Origin of the sequence: Rhodobacter lacus, from assembly GCF_042683065.1 — a bacterium.
In the GTDB taxonomy this organism is placed as follows: Bacteria; Pseudomonadota; Alphaproteobacteria; order Rhodobacterales; family Rhodobacteraceae; genus Rhodobacter; species Rhodobacter lacus.
This window is the reverse complement of the sequence record NZ_JBHUIX010000003.1, coordinates 84,407-102,972: the sequence shown is the minus strand read 5'-3', so window position 1 is coordinate 102,972 and position 18,566 is coordinate 84,407. Positions and strand designations below refer to the sequence as shown.

Below are 18,566 nucleotides of genomic sequence, written 5' to 3'. Positions count from 1 at the left end.
TGCGGGTAAAATAATGGGCCCAAAACCCCTGATTGCAGGGGGATTGTGAACTCAATGCTTTCCAAAAGCCCTGTTTTCCTGTATTCGCGCCCCCATCTGCGACGTGAGGCCCAAACCCCCGGGCACATGCGAAGGATAGGGGGCGGCGGCAATGGGGCCGCCATATGCCGGGAGACATGGGACGGGCCCATGCGTGCTCCCAGACAGGATACGCGATGTTCAACATTACGAAAAAATCCATCCAGTGGGGCGACGAAACGCTCACGCTGGAAACGGGCAAGGTTGCCCGTCAGGCCGATGGCTCGGTGATCGCCACTCTGGGCGAAACCTCGGTCATGGCCAACGTCACTTTCGCGAAAGAAGCGAAGCCGGGGCAGGACTTCTTCCCGCTGACCGTGCACTATCAGGAAAAATACTACGCCGCCGGCAAGATCCCCGGCGGGTTCTTCAAACGTGAAGCCCGTCCCTCGGAAAAGGAAACGCTGGTTTCGCGTCTGATCGACCGTCCCTGCCGCCCGCTCTTTGTGCCGGGCTTCAAAAACGAAGTGCTCGTCATGGCGACGGTGCTCTCGTGTGACCTCGTCAACGACCCTGACATCGTCGCGATGATCGCCGCCTCGGCGGCGCTGACGATCTCGGGCGTGCCCTTCATGGGCCCGATCGGCGCGGCGCGTGTGGGCTTTGTTGATGGCGCCTATGTGCTGAACCCGGCCATGGACGACATGACCAAGCTGCGCGACAACCCCGAGCAGCGCCTCGACCTCGTCATCGCCGGCACGAAAGACGCCGTGATGATGGTGGAATCGGAAGCCTATGAGCTTTCTGAAGAAGAGATGCTCGGCGCCGTCAAATTCGGCCATGAGCAGATGCAGCCGGTGATCGACCTGATCATCTCGCTCGCCGAAGACGCGGCGAAAGAGCCCTTCGACTTCAGCCCACCCGATTACTCGGAACTTTACGCCAAGGTGAAAGCCGCGGGCGAGACCGAGATGCGCGCGGCCTTCGCGATCAAGGACAAGCAAGAGCGCACCAATGCCATTGCGGCGACGGTCGAGCTGATCAAGTCCAAGATGACCGAGGAAGACCTGGCCGACATCAACTTCGGCTCGGCGATCAAAAAGCTCGAATCGGGCATCCTGCGCGGCGACATCATCAGCGGCGGCGCCCGGATCGACGGTCGCGACACCCGCACCGTGCGCCCGATCGTTTCGGAAGTGGGGATTTTGCCGCGCACGCATGGCTCGGCGCTGTTCACCCGCGGCGAAACGCAGGGCCTTGTGGTGACCACGCTCGGCACCGGCGATGATGAACAGATCATCGACGCGCTGAACGGCAACTTCCGCTCGAACTTCCTTCTGCACTACAACTTCCCGCCCTATTCGGTTGGCGAAGTGGGGCGCGTGGGCTCGCCCGGCCGTCGTGAAATCGGCCACGGCAAGCTTGCCTGGCGCGCGCTGCAAGCGGTTCTGCCCGCGGCGACCGACTTCCCCTACACGATCCGCGTTGTCTCCGAGATCACCGAGTCGAACGGGTCGTCCTCGATGGCGACGGTCTGCGGGTCGTCGCTCTCGATGATGGATGCGGGCGTGCCGCTGAAAGCCCCGGTGGCTGGCGTGGCGATGGGCCTGATCCTCGAAGACGATGGCAAATGGGCCGTGCTGACCGACATCCTTGGCGACGAGGATCACCTCGGCGACATGGACTTCAAGGTCGCGGGCACCGAGAACGGCATCACCTCGCTGCAGATGGACATCAAGGTCGCGGGCATCACCCCGGCGATCATGGAGCAGGCGCTGGCGCAGGCGAAAGATGGCCGGATGCACATCCTCGGTGAAATGGCGAAAGCCCTTTCGGCGGGCCGGACCGAGTTCTCGGCCCATGCCCCGCGCATCGAGACGATGCAGATCCCGACCGACAAGATCCGCGAAGTGATCGGCTCGGGCGGCAAGGTGATCCGCGAGATCGTCGAGGTTTCGGGCGCCAAGGTCGACATCAACGACGATGGCATCATCAAGATCGCCTCGGCCAATGGCGATGCCATCAAGAAGGCCTATGACATGATCTATTCGATCGTGGCAGAGCCGGAAGAAGGCAAGGTCTACCGCGGCAAGGTCGTGAAGCTCGTCGATTTCGGCGCCTTCGTGAACTTCTTCGGCAAGCGCGACGGGCTGGTGCACGTGAGCCAGATCGCGGGCAAGCGCCTCAACCATCCGAACGAGGCGCTGAAAGAAGGTCAGGAAGTCTGGGTGAAACTGCTCGGCTTCGACGATCGCGGCAAGGTCCGGCTCGGCATGAAGATGGTCGATCAGGAAACCGGCGCCGAGATCGCGGCCGAGAAGAAAGAAGAGCAAGCCGAGGGCTGATCCTACGGGTCTCTTCCAAATGATCCGCAGCCCCCGCCCGTGCGGGGGCTGTTGCGTTACGGCTCAGCGGCCGTAGATGGTTTGCCGCGCGATTTCATGCGCGTTCAGGCGCGACTGGCCGATATCGTCCCAGTCACGGTTGCTCATGCTTTGCAGCTCTTCGAGCAACGTCAGGTATTTGCGGTGCAATTCCCAAGCTTCACGCCATTGTGCGATCTTGCGGGACAGTGATTCCACGCTCAGCAGGCGCGGCAGGGACAGAGCAGGGGCGAAGGTCATCGGAGCCTCATCACGTTGAAGTTTTCCTCCCGATACCGCTAACGTAACTTATTCCCCGGCCTTTCACCAACGCCGATGCGGAAAGGCCGTGATGCGAGATCTGCATGACTGGTAAGTTTAGATAACCAATTTTGTGATTTTGGCGCGAGCAAGGCCGCAGGCAGAGGCTTGTTTCCGGCTTTCCCGCCTGTCACGCTGCGACAAAAGGGAGAACAGGATGATCGAGAAACGGGACTTTTACATTGGTGGCCATTGGGTCGCGCCGGCGCTGCCGCGCGATCACTTCGTGATCGACCCGTCAACCGAGGAACCCTGCGCGATCATCTCGCTCGGCGATCAGGCCGATACCGATGCGGCCGTAGCGGCCGCGCTGCAGGCCGGGCCGGGCTGGGCGGCGACGCCGCCCGCCGAGCGGCTGGCCGCGGTCGAGCGTCTCCTTGAGGCCTATCTTGCCCGAAGCGAGGAGATGGCGCGAGCGATGAGCCTTGAAATGGGCGCGCCCATCGACTTTGCCCGCGAGGCTCAGGCCAGCGCCGGAAGCTGGCATATTGCGAATTTCATCAAGGCGGCAAAGGATTTCGAGTGGGTCCATCCGCTCGGAGACGGCACGCCCGGCGCGATGATCGCTTATGAGCCGGTGGGCGTTGTTGGGCTGATCACGCCGTGGAACTGGCCGATGAACCAAGTGACGCTGAAGGTCGTTCCGGCGCTGCTTGCGGGCTGCACGATGGTGCTCAAGCCCTCGGAGGAATCGCCGCTCTCCTCGATCCTCTTTGCCGAAATGATGCATGAGGCGGGCGTGCCCGCGGGCGTGTTCAACCTTGTCAACGGCGATGGTCTGGGCGTGGGGACGCAGCTTTCCACACATGACGATGTGGAGATGATCTCCTTTACCGGCTCGACCCGCGCGGGGCGCGCAATCTCCAAGGCCGCGGCAGAAACGCTCAAGCGCGTCTGCCTCGAACTTGGCGGCAAGGGGGCAAACCTTGTCTTCGCCGATGCCGATGAGAAGGCGGTGGCGCGGGGCGTGCGGCACTGCATGCAGAACTCCGGCCAAAGCTGCAATGCGCCGACCCGGATGCTGGTCGAGCGCCCGCTTTACGAGCGCGCGGTGGAGATTGCCGCCCGCGTTGCGGCGGAAACGCGCGTTGGCTCGGCGCACGAGCCGGGCCGCCATATCGGCCCGGTGGTGAACGCGGCGCAATACGAGAAGATCCAGGGCCTGATCGAAACCGGCATCAAGGAGGGCGCGCGGCTCGTGGCCGGGGGGCTTGGCCGCCCCGAGGGGCTCAACAAGGGCTTCTTTGTGCGCCCGACGGTGTTTGCCGAGTGCACCCCGGAGATGACGGTGATGAACGAGGAAATCTTTGGCCCCGTGCTCTCGATCATGCCGTTCGACACCGAGGCGGAAGCGGTCGAGATTGCCAATGCCACGCCTTACGGGCTGACCAATTACGTGCAGTCGCAAGATGGCGCCCGGCGCAACCGGCTGGCGCGGGTCTTGCGCTCGGGCATGGTGGAGATGAACGGAGAGAGCCGCGGCGCGGGCGCGCCCTTTGGGGGCGTGCGCGCCTCGGGCCGGGCGCGCGAGGGCGGGCGCTGGGGGATCGAGGAATTCTGCGAAGTGAAATCGATCTCGGGCTGGGCGGAGTGAGCCCCAACGCAAAACGCCTGCCCCGGGGGGCAGGCGTTCCGTTCCGATTTCGGAAAGATCAGCGGCGCAGGCCGAGGCGCTCGATGAGCGACTGGTAGCGGGCAACGTCTTTCTTCTTCAGGTAGTCGAGAAGCTTGCGGCGCTGGGCCACCATCATCAGAAGGCCACGACGCGAGTGGTTGTCCTTCTTGTGCTCCTTGAAGTGCTCGGTCAGCGTCGCGATGCGCGAGCTGAGGATCGCCACCTGGACTTCCGGCGAGCCGGTGTCGCCTTCCTTGGTGGCGTATTCCTTGATGAGGCGGTTCTTTTCTTCGACGGTGATCGACATCGGGGTCTCCTTGGTTAAGGGTTATGGCGCAGGCCGGGATGTCGTCCAGCAAGGCCCGTGGAGGCTCCGCCGAATCCGGCGGATGGCGGCGTTTAGCGGAAATGGCAGCAAAAAGAAAGGGCCGATGCAAAAGGCCCGCAAGCGTTCACAGCGCAGCCAGCTCCGCGGGCGTGATCAAAAGCACGTCCGAAGCCGTGAGATCGCCCGCGTCGATCACCTCTGCGAGCCGCGTGCCATTGAGCGCGACCCAGAGATTGCCCTCGATATCGGAGGGTTCGAGTGTCAATTCCGGCGCGGCATCGCTTTCGGGGTCATAGACCACGACGATCTGATCGGCGCCCGAATCGTAATCGGCAATCGTTGCCGGCATGGCGGGGTCGATCCAGTCGCCCAGCACGAAGAGATCGTCATCCTCGCCTCCGGCATCCCAGTCCCCCGATCCTGTCATCAGCGTATCTGCCCCTGCGCCGCCGTTGAGATAATCCGCCCCGTCGGCATCCATGTTACCGATTTCGTCAGAGGGCACCACTCCGTTGAGCAGATCCGCGCCCGCCCCGCCAAAAAGCTCGTCGGTGCCGGGCCCGCCCGTGAGCGTGTCATCGCCATCATTGCCCTGCAGGCTGTCATTGCCCGCGTCACCCTCAAGGCTGTCATCGCCTGCGCCGCCCAAAAGGCTGTCTGCGCCCTCGCCACCCAAAAGGCTGTCGTCGCCCAGATAGCCCGCGAGCGTGTCATCGCCCACGTCGCCACGGAGGCTGTCGTCGCCATCCTCGCCGGCAAGCGAATCGTCTCCGTCGCCACCGTCGAGCGTGTCATCGCCAACCCCGCCTTGCAGGCTGTCGTCGCCCGCGCCGCCCTGCAGGCTGTCATCGCCCTCGGCGCCGTCAATCTGGTCGTCGCCGCCGAGCCCGTCGATCGTGTCGTTGAACAGATCCCCCCAGAGGATGTCGGAGTCTTCGGTCGGATCGGGCGAGGCTTCCGGGTCGCCGGGCGGTTCCGGGTAGCCCGGCAATGTGGTCACGCTGGTGTCTGATCCGGTCTCGGAGCCCCCTGCGGCGGGGTCTTCGGGCGCGGGTTCGGGTTCGGGTTCAGGGTCGGGGGCCGGTTCCGGTTCAAGCACCGTGCCGCCAGAACCATGATCGGTCATGCCGTCGTCCGTCTCGGCATGATCCGCGTCCGGATCATGCCCCGCATCCGGGAGAAACCCGGCCGCCAGACCGGCCATCAAAAGGCCCAGAAAGCCCGAAAAGAGCAGCATGACATCCCCTCACACACCTGAGGCAAGACTAGCCTCAAGAGGTTGCGCGGGGGCGAACAAATCGGGAAAATGCGGCGCAGGCGCCGGGTTTTTCGGGGTTTGGTTAAGGCCCGCTCAACCGGGCCCTGCGCTCCAGAGCTGGAGCGGCGCGGCATAGCCGAGATAGAGCGGGTGGCGCGGCGCGCCCGCGGCGGTAAGGCCAAGGCAATGCAGATCGCGCCCGGAATGGCGCAACAGCGCCTCAACCGCCGCCCCGCGGCCCAGATGCGCGCCATGCGTGCCCCAGGCGCAGATGATCCGGTCTTCCGCGCCGCCTGCCCAGCCAAGGCTGTCGAGAATCGCCGTGTCGTTCTCCGGCCCGACCGGGTCTGCCTGCGCGCGCATCTGCTTTGGGTCGGTGGCGCGCCAGGCAAAGATGTTGGTCACCCGGAACGCGCCAAAGCCGAGCGTGCGGGCGCGGCGTTCGCAGCGCTCCACCGTCGGGTCGTTTTGCACCTCGGTCGCGGTCGAGGGGTTGAGCATCACAAAAAGGGCGCGCGGCAGGCTGTCGTCCCAGACCCGGGTGAGCAGGTAACGATAGTGCTCGCAATCGGAATAGACCGCGATCGAGGGCGCATCGCCCTTGATATGGCTGCGGGTGATCACGCCTCGCCCCGGTTGAACACGCGGTCCGGGTGAACCTCGCCGCCCATGTAGCGCCCCACCGCGATGGCGCGCCCGTCGCGGCTGACCCAGACCTCGGTGCCGAACTCGATGCCCGAGCAGATCACCTGCCCCGGGTTGCCATGGCTGAGCCGCACCGCGCCCTCGACCGTGGCCTTGACCTCGGGCAGGTCGTCGAGGCCCATTTCCAGCGGCAGGAGCTTCGCCTCAAGCGCTGGCGTGCGGGCGAGCGCGTCGATCTCTTCGAGGCTCAGGCCGTTTTCCGCCTCAAACGGGCCGGACCAGACCCGGCGCAGCCATGCCACATGGCCAAGGCAACCGAGCGCGCGGCCCAGGTCGCGGGCAATGGCGCGCACATAGCCGCCCTTGCCGCAAACCATCTCCAGTTCGACCGTATCGGCATCGGGGCGCGCAATCACCTCGAGGCTCTCCACCCAAAGGGGCCGCGCGGCGAGATCCATCGCCACGCCTTCGCGGGCAAGGTCATAGGCGCGCTCGCCCTCGACCTTCACCGCCGAGACCTGCGGCGGCACCTGCTGGATATCGCCGCGGAAGGCGCCAAGCGCCGCCGCGATCTCGGCATCCGTCGGCCGTTTGTCAGAGGTTTCCAGCACCGCGCCTTCGGCGTCATCGGTCGCGGTCGCAGCCCCGAAGCGCACGAGGAACCGGTAGCATTTCATCGCATCGGTGATGAAGGGAACGGTCTTCGTCGCCTCGCCGAGCGCAATCGCCAAAACCCCGGTCGCGGCAGGATCAAGCGTGCCGGCATGGCCCGCCTTCTTCGCGTCGAGCGCCCAGCGGACCTTGCCGACAACCGCGGTCGAGCTGACCCCCGCCGGTTTGTCGACGACGATCCAGCCGGAAATATCGCGCCCCTTCTTGCGGCCCATGAGATGCTCCCTTTTTGCAGGCCCGCCTGCTAGCCGCTCGCGGGCTCCGGGTCAATCGTGCGCGACAAGCCCGACGATCGGCCCCATCGGCAAGCCGAAATCGGCCCGGCCCTGCGCGGGGACAGTGAGCCGCGAGATAGACCCATCCAGATAGAGCGCATTGGGCGCGCCCAGGCGATCGCGGAAGAACCGCGCAAATTGATGGAAGTTCACCGCCCGGTCGGAGATCACGAACCAGGCCGTTTGCCCATCTGCGGACACGCCAACGCCGTTGCGAATATAGCTGCTGTCACTCTCGGGCAAAAAGCGCGGATGCAGCGCGCCATTGATCACCAGCATCGGCCCCGATTGCGTGGCATAGCGGCAGGCGGGCGGATCTGCGGCAAAGGCCCGGCTCTCGATCACCGCAAATGCATCGGACATGCAAAACACGCCATTGGGCAGCATGCCGAAATTGCCCGGCCCCTCGCGCGTCACGATGCCATGCAGCTCTTTCCCGTTCTCGACATAAAGCCCGGCGGGCATCCGGTCGGGCGCATACATGCCTGCGTTCATCGCAAAAACGAGCTGCTCGCCCGCACCAAGATGCGCCTTCACCCGCTCAAACGTGCCAAGCACGGTGCCCGTGTCATCTTTCAGCCAGAGCCGCAGATCCTGCCCGGCCTGCACGGTGCAAACGCTGAAGGGCTTGTCTTCAAAGGTGACGGTCTCGCAAGGCGCGCCCGCCAGCGCCACCCGCGGCACAACAAGCGCAAGCGCAGCAAAAAGCCTAGCCCAGATCGGCTTCATCGTCTTCGTCCCGCGCGGCAATGTCGCGCTGCACGGTTTCATCCGAGAAGATCCGCCGCGTCTCGTCGAGCCGGTCAAAGGTCTCGTCGAGGCGGAACCGCAGGTCGGGGGCGTATTTCAGCGTCATCGCCTTGGCAACATGGTGGCGCAGCTCGCCCGAATGGCGGCGCAGGGCTGCCAGCATCGCCTCGCCGCTCTCGCCGCCGAGCGTGCCGCCCAGGGGCGCAACGTAAACGGTCGCCACCTTCAGATCGGGCGAGGGGCGCACCTCCCCCACCGTGATCGAGATCCGGTTGAGGTCAGGGTCATGCACCTCGCCGCGCATCAGCACGTCGGAAAGCGTGCGGCGAATGAGTTCGCCGACGCGGAGTTGCCGTTGCGAGGGGCCCTCGCCAGAAGAAAAGCGGTTCTTTGCCATGCCTGCCACATAGAGCTTTCGCCCCCGTCTCGCAACGGCTTTGCCAATCACGCCTGCGCGGGCTAAGGAAAGCAAAACCGATGGAGGGTGCGATGAGCGATTTGCCGGGCGTGGCGATCACCGGAATTTCGGGGCGGATGGGGCAGATGCTGCTCGCGACACTCAAGGCCTCTGGCAAGGCGCGGCTGGTGGGCGCGGTAGAGCGCCCGGGCCACGGCTGGCTCGGGCAGGATCTGGGCGAGGCGATGGGCGGGCCGGCGCTGGGCGTGACCGTCACCGATGATCCGCTCGAGGCTTTTGCCAAAGCGCAGGCGGTGATCGATTTCACCACCCCCGCGGCCACGCTCGGCTTTGCGAAGATCGCTGCGCAGGCCCGCGCCGTGCATGTGATCGGCGCGACCGGCTTCACCCCCGAAGAGATCGCCGCGCTCGAACCCGCCGCGCGCCATTCGGTGCAGATCCGCGCGGGCAACATGAGCCTTGGCGTCAACCTGATGACGAAACTGGTGAAGACCGTGGCCGAGGTGCTCGGCGATGATTGGGATATCGAGGTGGTCGAGGCGCATCACAACCGCAAGGTCGATGCGCCCTCTGGCACCGCGCTGATGCTGGGCAAGGCGGCCGCCGAAGGGCGCGGCGTTACGCTCGAGGAGCACAGCGAATCAGGGCGTCACGGGATCACCGGCGCGCGGGCGCAGGGCGCGATCGGGTTTTCCTCGATCCGCGGCGGCGACATTGTGGGCGAGCATGACGTGATCTTTGCGGCTCCGGGCGAACGCCTCGTTCTGCGTCACATCGCAACGGATCGGGTGATCTTTGCACGCGGCGCGGTCCGTGCCGCGCTCTGGGGCATCGACAAGAAGCCGGGCCAATATGACATGATCGACGTGCTCGGCCTTTAAGGCCGGGCCTGCCGTTCATCTTGCCTGAAATATCCCACGGGGGTCCGGGGGTGTGAAACCCCCGGCGCGCGCCACGGGCGCCAGGCTCAGAAATCGATCGCGATGCCCTTCTTCTCCCAGTCGCCATAGCGCACGGGTTCGGGCCCGTCGCGCCCGCCAAGCTCGGGCGGCAGATCAAGCGCCTTGGCGGCCTTGCGCCGTTCCTCGGCCTCGGCCAGCGCGCGCAGCGCCGCGGGGGGCAGGTCTTTGCGGGTCTCCTCGCTCATCGCAGGCTCCGGCTTTGCGTTTCGGGTCGGGCCTGTTATAGGCCGCGCCAACCCTCCAAACAAGCAAGGACGCACCCATGACCAGCATCGACCCGGCCCGGCGGGCGGCAGCGGCGCTTCTTGTCGGCGTGCTGGAAGAGCGGCTGACGCTTGCCGAGCAGGCGGGCGAAATTGCACTTCTGCCCCCCGCCGAGCGGGCCCGGGCACAACGGCTCGCGCTTGCCACCCTGCGCGCGCTCCCGCGCGCCGATGCGATGCTGAAACCCCATTTGCGCAAGCGCCCGCCGCCCGATCTGCACGCGCTGTTGCGCCTTGGCACGGTCGAGATCTGCGCGCTTGGCCATGCGCCGCATGGTGTGGTGGATGCGCTTGTCACGCTCACCCATTCGGGCGGGCAGCGCGCCGAGGGCTTTGCCGGGCTGGTGAATGCAGTGCTGCGCAAGGTCGCGGCCGATGCGCCGCGCTGGGCGCGGCTCGATCCGCCCGCGCTTCCGGGCTGGCTGCGCGGGCGGCTGATGTCGGCTTACGGCAAGGCCGCGGTGATGCGGATGGAGGCGGCGCATCTGGCGGGTGCGCCGGTGGATTTCAGCGTGAAATCCGACCCTGCGGGCTGGGCCGAAACGCTCGGCGCCACGCTTTTGCCCACCGGGTCCTTGCGCCTTGCCGAGGCCGGGCAGATCACCGAACTGCCCGGCTATGACAGCGGAGATTGGTGGGTGCAGGACGCGGCCGCGGCGCTGCCTGCCAAGCTCCTTGCCCCGCGCCCCGGAGCGCGCGTGCTTGATCTGTGCGCCGCGCCGGGCGGCAAGACGCTGCAACTCGCTGCGATGGGGGCGGAGGTCACCGCGCTCGACATCTCCGCGCCCCGGCTCGACCGGCTGCAGGAGAACCTTTCGCGCTGCGGGCTGAGCGCAAAAACCGTTGTCGCGGATGCGCTCGACTGGGGCCCCGACGCCCCGTTCGATGCGATCTTGCTTGATGCGCCTTGCTCGGCCACGGGCACGATCCGCCGCCACCCGGACCTGCCCTTTGTCAAGGATGCCAAGGGCATCAAGGATCTGGTCGCGCTGCAGGCGCAGCTTCTGGACCGGGCGCTGAGCTGGCTCGCGCCCGGCGGGCGGCTCGTTTATGCCACCTGCTCGCTCCTTCCCGAAGAGGGCGAGGCGCAGATTTCCGCCGCGCTGGCGCGCCATCCGGGGTTGCGCGTGATCCGCGCCGGGATCGCCGGGCTCGACCCCGACTGGATCACGCCCGAAGGCAGCCTGCGCCTGCGCCCCGACTTCTGGCCCGAGCGGGGCGGGATGGACGGGTTCTTCCTCGCGGCGCTGACCTGTGCGGGTTAATCAGGCGATGACAGGGAACCGGGCCAAGATTATGGTGCGCGCAAGCTCTGCACGAGCGAGCATGGCGAAGAGGCAATGACAGGCGGCGAGAGATCTTCCCGAAAGGTGCCCCGGGGGCGGCTCGCCGCCGCCGCTGACCGGCTGGCCGCGTTCACCGCCGCGCGCGCCCGGCCTGCCACCGGTTTCGTGCATCAGCCCGAGCCGCGCTCGATCGGCTCTTTCGCACGGGGGCGCCAGCTGGTTGCGGGCAATTTCCTTTTTGCGGGCTTCCTCGTCGAGGGCAAGGATCTGTCGATCTGGGATCTTGCCATGCCCGATCCGAGCTTCGAGGAAGTCTTGCACGGTTGCACCTGGCTTGATGATCTCGCCGCGGTGGGTGATCGCCCCGCACGGGAGCGCGCCCAGGCCTGGGTGTTCGACTGGGTGGTGCGGTTCGGCGCGGGCAAGGGGCCGGGCTGGACCCCGGATCTGACCGGCCGCCGCCTGATCCGCATGATCAATCACGCGCCGTTTCTCCTTTCGGGGCGCGACAAGGCGCAGGCTGAGGCGTTCTTTCGCGTCTTGGGCGGACAAACGCTGTTTCTGGCCAGGCGCTGGCGCAGCGCAAGCCCCGGCCTGCCCCGGTTCGAGGCGCTGACCGGGCTGGTTTATGCGAGCCTCGCGCTCACGGGCATGGAGCGCCACGCCGGCCCCGCAGCAGAGGCGCTTGCCGCGGAATGTGCCGTGCAGGTCGATGCCGGGGGCGGCATCCCGACCCGCAACCCGGAAGAATTGCTCGAAGTTTTCACGCTTCTGATCTGGGCGGTCGAGGCCATCGAGGGCGCCGGGCGCACCCCGTTGCCCGCGCATCTGGCGGCGATCTCGCGGATTGCGCCGACGCTGCGCGCCCTGCGCCACGCCGATGGCGGGCTTGCGCGCTTCCATGGCGGGGGGCGGGGCCTGCCGGGGCGGCTTGACGCGGCGCTTGCCGCCTCTGGCACGCGCGCGGGGCCGCCGCAGGGGTTGGCGATGGGCTTTGGCCGCCTTCATGCCGGGCGCTCGACATTGATCATTGATGCGGCCGCACCGCCCGCCGGGGCCGCCTCGGCCAATGCCCATGCCTCGACGCTCGCCTTTGAGTTAACCTCCGGGCGCTGGCCGCTGATCGTGAGCTGCGGCTCGGGGGCGATGTTCGGCCCGGACTGGCACCGCGCGGGCCGCGCCACGCCCAGCCATTCGACACTGGGGCTCGAGGGCTATTCCTCCTCACGCCTCGGCCCGGCCACACGGCGCGGGGCGCAGATGCGCACCTGGCTTGAAGAGATCCCGTCCGAGGTCTGGATGCGCCCCGAATCCGACCCCGCGCGCCATGCGCTTTTTGGCCATGACGGCTATCTGGCCACCCATGGCCTCACCCATATTCGCGAGCTTGAGCTTGCGCAGGATGGCAATGGCCTCACCGGCACCGACAGCCTTGGCGCGATGACCTCCTCCGACAAGGCGCGGCTCGAAGCCGTGCTGGAGGCGGGCGGCTACCGCGGTATTCCCTACCAGATCCGCTTTCATCTCCACCCCGATGTCGATGCCGCGCTCGACATGGGCGGCTGGGCGGTGTCGATGGTGCTGAAGTCGGGCGAGATCTGGGTGTTCCGCTTTGACGCGCCGGTGGAGTTGAGCCTCGAGCCCTCGGTCTATCTTGAAAAGGGCCGTCTGCGACCCCGTGCCACGCAACAGATCGTGCTTTCGGGCCGTCTGCTCGACCCGATTGCCCAAATTGGCTGGACCTTGGCCAAGGCACACGATACCCCCGACGCCAATCGCGACCCCGTGCCGCCCCCACCCGACAGATGATCGAAGGACTGCCACCGTGACCAGATCTGTTCCCCTCACCCGCGCCCTGATTTCGGTTTCCGACAAGACCGGGCTCGTTGATTTTGCCCGGGCGCTGGCCGCGCGCGGCGTGGAGCTGCTCTCGACCGGGGGCACGGCAAAAGCGCTCCGCGAGGCGGGCTTGAGCGTGCGCGACGTGGCCGAGGTGACGGGCTTCCCCGAGATGATGGATGGCCGCGTGAAGACCCTGCACCCGAAAGTGCATGGCGGGCTTTTGGCGCTGCGCGACAACACCGAACATCTGACCGCGATGGAGACGCACGGGATCGAGGTGATCGACCTTCTTGTCGTCAACCTTTACCCGTTCGAGGCCACTGTCGCGAAAGGCGCGGCCTATGATGATTGCATCGAGAATATCGACATTGGCGGGCCGGCGATGATCCGCGCCGCCTCGAAAAACCACGAATTCGTCGCCACCGTGGTCGATGTGGAAGATTACGCCGCAGTTCTGGAAGAGCTCGACCGCAACGACGGCGCCACCACGCTCGCCTTCCGCCGCAAGCTGGCGCAGATCGCCTATGCCCGCACCGCCGCTTACGATGCCGCCGTTTCAACCTGGATGGCGGGCGCGATTGGCGAAGAAACGCCGCGTCGCCGCGCCTTTGCCGGCACGCTCGCGCAAAGCCTGCGCTATGGCGAGAACCCGCATCAATCGGCGGCCTTCTACCTTGATGGCTCGAATCGCCCCGGCGTTGCCACCGCGACCCAGCATCAGGGCAAGGAGCTGAGCTACAACAACATCAACGATACCGACGCGGCTTTCGAGCTGGTGGCGGAATTCGGCACCGGGGCGCCCGCCTGCGCGATCATCAAGCACGCCAACCCCTGCGGCGTGGCAACCGGTGCAACGCTGAGCGAGGCCTATACCCGGGCCTTTGACTGTGACCGCACCTCGGCCTTTGGCGGCATCATCGCGCTGAACCAGTTGCTGGACGGCGCCACCGCGGAAGAGATCGTGAAGATCTTCACCGAGGTCGTGATCGCCCCCGAGGCGACCGATGAGGCAAAAGCCGTCTTTGCCGCGAAAAAGAACCTGCGGCTTTTGACCACCGGCGCCCTGCCGGACCCGAAAGCGGCGATCACCACCTTCCGGCAAGTGGCGGGCGGCTTCCTTGTGCAGGGCAAGGACAATGGCGCCATTACGCGCGATGACCTGAAAGTCGTCACCAAGCGCGCCCCCTCCGAACAGGAGCTGAAAGACCTGCTCTTTGCGTGGAAAGTGGCGAAACACGTCAAGTCGAACGCGATCATCTACGTCAAGGACGGCGCCACTGTCGGCGTGGGCGCCGGCCAGATGAGCCGCGTGGACAGCACCCGGATTGCCGCGCGCAAATCCGAAGACATGGCCGAGGCGATGGGCCTTTCCGCGCCGCTCACCAAGGGCTCTGTGGTGGCCTCGGACGCGTTCTTCCCGTTTGCGGACGGGCTGATCACCGCCGCCGAGGCGGGGGCGACGGCGATCATCCAGCCGGGCGGCTCGATGCGCGATCAAGATGTGATCGACGCAGCCGATGAGCGCGGCCTTGCGATGGTGTTCACCGGCATGCGCCACTTCCGGCACTGAGCCCTGATGCGCACCGCTGCCTGGACTGCTGCCCTCGTCCTGATGCTCGATCAGGCGTCAAAATACATCGTCGTGCACGGGATGGGGCTCGACCGGGTGGGGGCAATCGACCTGCTCCCGCCGTGGCTCAACCTGCGCATGGCGTGGAACCGGGGCATCAACTTCGGGCTTTTTTCGGGTGAGGACGAGATCACCCGCTGGGTGCTCGTGGTGGTGGCGCTGGCGATTGCGCTCTGGGTCTGGCTCTGGGTCGGGCGCGGGCGGCATCTGGCCCGCGTCACCGTTTCTGCGGGGCTCTTGATCGGCGGCGCGCTCGGCAATGTGATCGACCGGCTCGCCTATGGGGCGGTTGCCGATTTTCTCAACATGTCGCTGCCGATCTGGCAAAATCCTTATTCCTTCAACATTGCCGATATCGCCATCTTCCTGGGGGCGGCGGGGCTGGTGCTCTTCACCGGCGAGGGGGAAGCGAAACGCCGCCGTTGAGCCGCCTTTGGGGCGTGACGCGGATGCGACGATAGGCTAAGACGAGGCTTGAAACTGCGACGAGGGTGCTCATGCGATCGGTGACGGACAAGCTCGGGATTGCGCTGGTGTTGGCGCTGGCCTTGGCTGGCTGTGGTCGTTCCGACAAGGCGCCGCAACTCATGCATCTGCGTTCGGATTCGCCCGGGCCGGATGAATTTGGCATCTTGCCGACAAAACCGCTCGAAATGCCCGAGGATCTGGCCGCGCTGCCGGCGCCGACGCCGGGCGGCAGCAACCTGACCGATCCGACGCCCGAGGCCGATGCCATTGCGGCGCTGGGCGGCAACGCCGACCGGCTGCGGACGGCGGGCGTGCCTGCGGGCGATGGCGCGCTGGTGGCGCGCGCCGGGCGGTTTGGGGCCGAGGCCGGCATTCGCACGACGCTTGCCGATGAAGACCTCGAATATCGTCGCAAGAACGATGGCAAGTTCCTCGAAAAGCTGTTTGGCGTGAACACCTATCTGAGGGCTTACGCGCCGATGTCGCTTGACCAGGAAGCCGAGATCGAGCGCTGGCGCCGGGCCGGGCTGCGCACCCCTGCGGCTCCGCCTTCGGGCGCGGCGCAAGATCTGCTGCCCAAGAGCGAATGACCTGCCGTCACGGCCGTTCAAACCTGCGTCAGGCGTGACGGCGATGGTTTGCCTCCCCTCCGGGTGCCGCTAATCTGACCCGATCGAGGGAGGAGACCCCATGCGCGCAAGCTTTGCCGCCGTTGCCATCGCCGTTTCGACTCAGTTCGCCGCGATGGCCGGATTCGCCGCTCCGGTGAGCCATTTCACCCTGCCCAACGGGCTCGAGGCCGTGGTGATCGAGGATCACCGCGCTCCGGTGGTGGTGCAGATGGTCTGGTACAAGGCGGGCTCGGCGGATGAGATCCGCGGCAAATCGGGGATCGCGCATTACCTTGAGCACCTGATGTTCAAGGGCACCGATACGATGGCGGCGGGAGAGCTTTCCAAGACCGTTTCGGCCAATGGCGGCTCGGACAATGCTTTCACCTCCTATGATTACACCGCCTATCACCAGCGCATCGCCGCCGACCGGCTGGAACTGGTGATGAAGATGGAAGCCGACCGGATGCGGCATCTGCATATCTCGCCCGATGATTGGCAGACCGAGCGCGACGTGATTCTCGAAGAGCGCGCGCAGCGCACCGACAGTGACCCCGGCGCGCTTCTGGGGGAGCAGATGCGGGCGGCGCAATTCCTCAACAGCCCCTATGGCACGCCGGTGATTGGCTGGCGGCAGGAGATGGAAGAGCTCACCCGCGATGATGCGATCGCCTGGTACACGCGCTATTACGCGCCCAACAATGCGGTTCTGGTGGTGGCGGGCGATGTGACGCCCGAGGCGGTGCAGGCGCTGGCCGAAAAATACTATGGCCCGCTCGCCCCCTCGGAAGATATTCCCGAGCGCATCCGCCCGCAGGAGCCGCCGCAGCTGGCCGAACGGCGGTTGGTGTTTCACGATCCGCGCATTGCACAGCCTTATCTGATGCGCACCTATCTCGCCCCCGAGCGCAATCCGGGCGACCAGAAAACCGCTGCGGCGCTGACCATCCTGTCGGAGATCCTCGGGGGCAATTCCGCCACTTCGGTTCTGGGGCGCAAGCTTCTGTTTGAAACCGGCGACGCGATCCATGCGTCGGCGGGTTATGATGGCATGTCGATCGACAAGACCACCTTGTCGCTCGCGGTCATGCCCGCAAAAGATGTGACCCTGCCCGAGGTCGAGGCGGCGCTTGATGCGGCATTGAAGGACTTTCTCGAAGGCGGGGTCGATCCGGCGCAGTTTGAGCGCATTCGCACGCAGATCCGCGCGGGCGAGATTTATGAAGAGGACGACACTCAGGCCTTGGCGCGGCGCTATGGCGAGGCGCTGGCCTCGGGCTTTTCCATCGAGGATGTGCAGGCCTGGCCCGAGGTGCTGATGCAGGTGACGCCCGAAGATGTGATGGCCGCCGCCAAAGCGGTGCTCGACCCGGCGCATGCGGTTACGGTTTACGCCGAACCCGAGGCCGGGGAGGGCGTCGACCCAGTGGCCGCCGGGGCCCCGGCCCTGCCTGCGGGTCTTGGTGCGGAGGTGACGCAATGAGCCTGTTTGCCCGAATCCGCACCGCGCTTTTTGGCCTTGCCCTTGTGCTTGCGGCGCTCCCCGCGCAGGCGCTCGAAATCGAGGAAGTGACCTCGCCCGGCGGCATCCATGCCTGGCTCGTCGAAGCGCATGACATCCCCTTCACGGCGCTCGAAATCCGCTTTCGCGGCGGCGCGAGCCTTGATGCGCCGGGCAAACGCGGCGCGATCAACCTGATGACGGCAACGCTTGAGGAGGGCTCCGCCGAGCTTGACAGCCAGGGCTTTGCCGCCGCGCAGGAGGCGCTGGCCGCGAGTTTCCGCTTTGATGTGGATGATGACGCGCTCGCCGTCTCGGCGCGGATGCTCACGGAAAACCGCGACAAGGCGGTGGCGCTGTTGCGCGGCGCCCTGATCGAGCCGCATTTCGACCAGGCCTCGATGGACCGGGTGCGCGGCCAGGTGCTCTCGATCATTGCCTCGGATGAACAAGATCCCAACGCGCTGGCAGGCAAGGCCCTGCGCGCGCTCGCCTATGGCGATCACCCCTATGGCTCTTCGCTCAACGGCACCGTGCAAAGCGTGCAGGGGCTGACCCGCGAGGATCTGTTTGACGCCAAGGCCCGGGTGATGGCCAAGGACCGGCTGGTGGTCTCTGCGGTGGGAGATATCACGCCCGCCGAACTTGGCCCGATGCTCGATGCGCTTTTGGGCGATCTGCCTGCGCGTGGCGCGGACATGCCGCCGCGGGCGGAGCTGAAGCTGACCGGCGGCACCACCGTCGTGCCCTTTGATACGCCGCAATCCGTGGTGGCTTTTGCCGAGGCCGGGCTGTCGATGGAAGACCCGGATTTCTTCGCGGCCTATGTGCTCAACCAGATCCTTGGCGCGGGCGGCTTTTCCTCGCGGCTGATGGAAGAGGTGCGCGAGAAACGTGGCCTGACCTATGGCATCTATACCTACCTTGTGCCGAAGGATCTCTCGGAGACCTGGCAGGGGAGCTTTGCCTCCGCCAATGAAAAGGTTGCCGAGGCGATGGAGATCGTGAAGGCGGAATGGGCGAAGGCGGCAACGGGCGAGGTGACCGACAAGGAATTGGCAGATGCCAAGACCTATCTGACCGGGGCCTATCCTTTGCGCTTTGACGGCAATGGCAATATCGCCGATATCCTTGCCGGGATGCAGCTCAACCATATGCCGGTCGATTATATCAACAGCCGCAATGCCAAGGTGGATGCGGTGACCAAGGAAGACATTGCCCGCGTTGCAGCGCGGCTGCTCAAGCCCGAGGATCTGCGCTTTGTCGTGGTGGGGCAGCCTGCCGGGCTGAAGTAACGCCCGAATCTCTTGGGGCGCCCTCCGGGCTGTGCTATCCCTAGT

General features: G+C 65.8%; 18 protein-coding genes. 10 read left to right on the top strand and 8 right to left on the bottom strand.

The window, feature by feature from the left end; genetic code table 11:
* Positions 1–215 precede the first annotated feature (215 nt).
* Positions 216–2,363, top strand: a complete 2,148-nt coding sequence (gene pnp, locus ACFSM0_RS02165) for a polyribonucleotide nucleotidyltransferase (protein ID WP_377386471.1) — start codon at positions 216–218, stop codon at positions 2,361–2,363.
* Between the two features lie 63 nt (positions 2,364–2,426).
* Here the strand turns inward: pnp and ACFSM0_RS02160 are convergent, their stop codons facing one another.
* Complete coding sequence (locus ACFSM0_RS02160) at positions 2,427–2,642, bottom strand: hypothetical protein (protein WP_377386468.1); 216 nt, start codon at positions 2,640–2,642, stop codon at positions 2,427–2,429.
* A 217-nt stretch (positions 2,643–2,859) separates the two neighbouring features.
* Here ACFSM0_RS02160 and ACFSM0_RS02155 point away from each other — a divergent pair, with 217 nt between their 5' ends.
* On the top strand, positions 2,860–4,296 hold the full coding sequence (locus tag ACFSM0_RS02155; RefSeq protein ID WP_377386466.1) for an aldehyde dehydrogenase family protein: 1,437 nt from the start codon (positions 2,860–2,862) through the stop codon (positions 4,294–4,296).
* Positions 4,297–4,354: 58 nt separating this feature from the next.
* On the opposite strand, the gene rpsO is transcribed toward ACFSM0_RS02155, so the two are convergent.
* The 6 genes from rpsO to rbfA form a co-directional block, all read right to left on the bottom strand.
* Positions 4,355–4,624, bottom strand: a complete 270-nt coding sequence (gene rpsO, locus ACFSM0_RS02150) for a 30S ribosomal protein S15 (RefSeq protein ID WP_377386463.1) — start codon at positions 4,622–4,624, stop codon at positions 4,355–4,357.
* Positions 4,625–4,769: 145 nt separating this feature from the next.
* Positions 4,770–5,882, bottom strand: a complete 1,113-nt coding sequence (locus tag ACFSM0_RS02145) for a calcium-binding protein (RefSeq protein ID WP_377386460.1) — start codon at positions 5,880–5,882, stop codon at positions 4,770–4,772.
* 114 nt (positions 5,883–5,996) lie between these two features.
* Positions 5,997–6,527, bottom strand: a complete 531-nt coding sequence (locus tag ACFSM0_RS02140; protein WP_377386457.1) for a DUF1643 domain-containing protein — start codon at positions 6,525–6,527, stop codon at positions 5,997–5,999.
* Positions 6,524–7,435, bottom strand: a complete 912-nt coding sequence (truB, locus tag ACFSM0_RS02135) for a tRNA pseudouridine(55) synthase TruB (RefSeq protein ID WP_377386454.1) — start codon at positions 7,433–7,435, stop codon at positions 6,524–6,526. Before truB ends, ACFSM0_RS02140 begins: the two co-directional genes overlap by 4 nt.
* A gap of 51 nt (positions 7,436–7,486) precedes the next feature.
* Positions 7,487–8,215: a phosphodiester glycosidase family protein gene (locus ACFSM0_RS02130; protein WP_377387171.1), complete on the bottom strand. Its 729-nt coding sequence runs from the start codon at positions 8,213–8,215 to the stop codon at positions 7,487–7,489.
* Entirely contained in the window at positions 8,205–8,642 is a 438-nt protein-coding gene (rbfA, locus tag ACFSM0_RS02125) for a 30S ribosome-binding factor RbfA (RefSeq protein ID WP_377386451.1), read from the bottom strand. Before rbfA ends, ACFSM0_RS02130 begins: the two co-directional genes overlap by 11 nt.
* Before the next feature lie 92 nt (positions 8,643–8,734).
* Here rbfA and dapB point away from each other — a divergent pair, with 92 nt between their 5' ends.
* Positions 8,735–9,544 (top strand): 4-hydroxy-tetrahydrodipicolinate reductase, encoded by an 810-nt coding sequence (gene dapB, locus ACFSM0_RS02120; protein ID WP_377386448.1) that lies wholly within the window; start codon positions 8,735–8,737, stop codon positions 9,542–9,544.
* Positions 9,545–9,630: 86 nt separating this feature from the next.
* Here dapB and ACFSM0_RS02115 read toward each other — a convergent pair whose 3' ends face one another.
* Positions 9,631–9,810 (bottom strand): DUF1674 domain-containing protein, encoded by a 180-nt coding sequence (locus ACFSM0_RS02115; protein ID WP_377386445.1) that lies wholly within the window; start codon positions 9,808–9,810, stop codon positions 9,631–9,633.
* A gap of 77 nt (positions 9,811–9,887) precedes the next feature.
* On the opposite strand from ACFSM0_RS02115, the gene ACFSM0_RS02110 reads away from it, so the two are divergent.
* The 7 genes from ACFSM0_RS02110 to ACFSM0_RS02080 all read left to right on the top strand — a co-directional run bounded on the left by ACFSM0_RS02110 (position 9,888) and on the right by ACFSM0_RS02080 (position 18,521).
* The gene (locus tag ACFSM0_RS02110; protein ID WP_377386443.1) at positions 9,888–11,153 is read left to right on the top strand and encodes an RsmB/NOP family class I SAM-dependent RNA methyltransferase; all 1,266 of its coding nucleotides are present in this window, start codon (positions 9,888–9,890) and stop codon (positions 11,151–11,153) included.
* Positions 11,154–11,228: 75 nt separating this feature from the next.
* Positions 11,229–12,983, top strand: a complete 1,755-nt coding sequence (locus tag ACFSM0_RS02105; protein ID WP_377386440.1) for a heparinase II/III family protein — start codon at positions 11,229–11,231, stop codon at positions 12,981–12,983.
* A gap of 16 nt (positions 12,984–12,999) precedes the next feature.
* Positions 13,000–14,586 (top strand): bifunctional phosphoribosylaminoimidazolecarboxamide formyltransferase/IMP cyclohydrolase, encoded by a 1,587-nt coding sequence (gene purH / locus ACFSM0_RS02100; RefSeq protein WP_377386437.1) that lies wholly within the window; start codon positions 13,000–13,002, stop codon positions 14,584–14,586.
* A gap of 6 nt (positions 14,587–14,592) precedes the next feature.
* A complete protein-coding gene (lspA, locus tag ACFSM0_RS02095; RefSeq protein ID WP_377386434.1) occupies positions 14,593–15,072 on the top strand; it encodes a signal peptidase II in 480 nt (159 codons plus the stop codon).
* Between the two features lie 71 nt (positions 15,073–15,143).
* Positions 15,144–15,704, top strand: a complete 561-nt coding sequence (locus ACFSM0_RS02090) for a DUF3035 domain-containing protein (RefSeq protein ID WP_377386431.1) — start codon at positions 15,144–15,146, stop codon at positions 15,702–15,704.
* A gap of 100 nt (positions 15,705–15,804) precedes the next feature.
* A complete protein-coding gene (locus ACFSM0_RS02085) occupies positions 15,805–17,208 on the top strand; it encodes a M16 family metallopeptidase (RefSeq protein ID WP_377386428.1) in 1,404 nt (467 codons plus the stop codon).
* Positions 17,205–18,521, top strand: coding sequence for a M16 family metallopeptidase (locus tag ACFSM0_RS02080; RefSeq protein WP_377386425.1), 1,317 nt, complete (start codon positions 17,205–17,207; stop codon positions 18,519–18,521). The genes ACFSM0_RS02085 and ACFSM0_RS02080 overlap by 4 nt, the downstream gene beginning before the upstream one ends.
* The last annotated feature ends 45 nt before the right edge of the window (positions 18,522–18,566 follow it).

Coding starts and splice junctions, on each gene's coding strand:
- dapB (WP_377386448.1), top strand. CDS start 8,735: ATGAGCGATTTGCCGGGCGTGGCGATCACCGGAATTTCGGGGCGGATG.
- ACFSM0_RS02090 (WP_377386431.1), top strand. CDS start 15,144: ATGCGATCGGTGACGGACAAGCTCGGGATTGCGCTGGTGTTGGCGCTG.
- rbfA (WP_377386451.1), bottom strand. CDS start 8,642: ATGGCAAAGAACCGCTTTTCTTCTGGCGAGGGCCCCTCGCAACGGCAA.
- lspA (WP_377386434.1), top strand. CDS start 14,593: ATGCGCACCGCTGCCTGGACTGCTGCCCTCGTCCTGATGCTCGATCAG.
- pnp (WP_377386471.1), top strand. CDS start 216: ATGTTCAACATTACGAAAAAATCCATCCAGTGGGGCGACGAAACGCTC.
- ACFSM0_RS02160 (WP_377386468.1), bottom strand. CDS start 2,642: ATGACCTTCGCCCCTGCTCTGTCCCTGCCGCGCCTGCTGAGCGTGGAA.
- ACFSM0_RS02115 (WP_377386445.1), bottom strand. CDS start 9,810: ATGAGCGAGGAGACCCGCAAAGACCTGCCCCCCGCGGCGCTGCGCGCG.
- truB (WP_377386454.1), bottom strand. CDS start 7,435: ATGGGCCGCAAGAAGGGGCGCGATATTTCCGGCTGGATCGTCGTCGAC.
- ACFSM0_RS02155 (WP_377386466.1), top strand. CDS start 2,860: ATGATCGAGAAACGGGACTTTTACATTGGTGGCCATTGGGTCGCGCCG.
- ACFSM0_RS02105 (WP_377386440.1), top strand. CDS start 11,229: ATGACAGGCGGCGAGAGATCTTCCCGAAAGGTGCCCCGGGGGCGGCTC.
- ACFSM0_RS02145 (WP_377386460.1), bottom strand. CDS start 5,882: ATGCTGCTCTTTTCGGGCTTTCTGGGCCTTTTGATGGCCGGTCTGGCG.
- ACFSM0_RS02080 (WP_377386425.1), top strand. CDS start 17,205: ATGAGCCTGTTTGCCCGAATCCGCACCGCGCTTTTTGGCCTTGCCCTT.
- ACFSM0_RS02085 (WP_377386428.1), top strand. CDS start 15,805: ATGCGCGCAAGCTTTGCCGCCGTTGCCATCGCCGTTTCGACTCAGTTC.
- rpsO (WP_377386463.1), bottom strand. CDS start 4,624: ATGTCGATCACCGTCGAAGAAAAGAACCGCCTCATCAAGGAATACGCC.
- ACFSM0_RS02110 (WP_377386443.1), top strand. CDS start 9,888: ATGACCAGCATCGACCCGGCCCGGCGGGCGGCAGCGGCGCTTCTTGTC.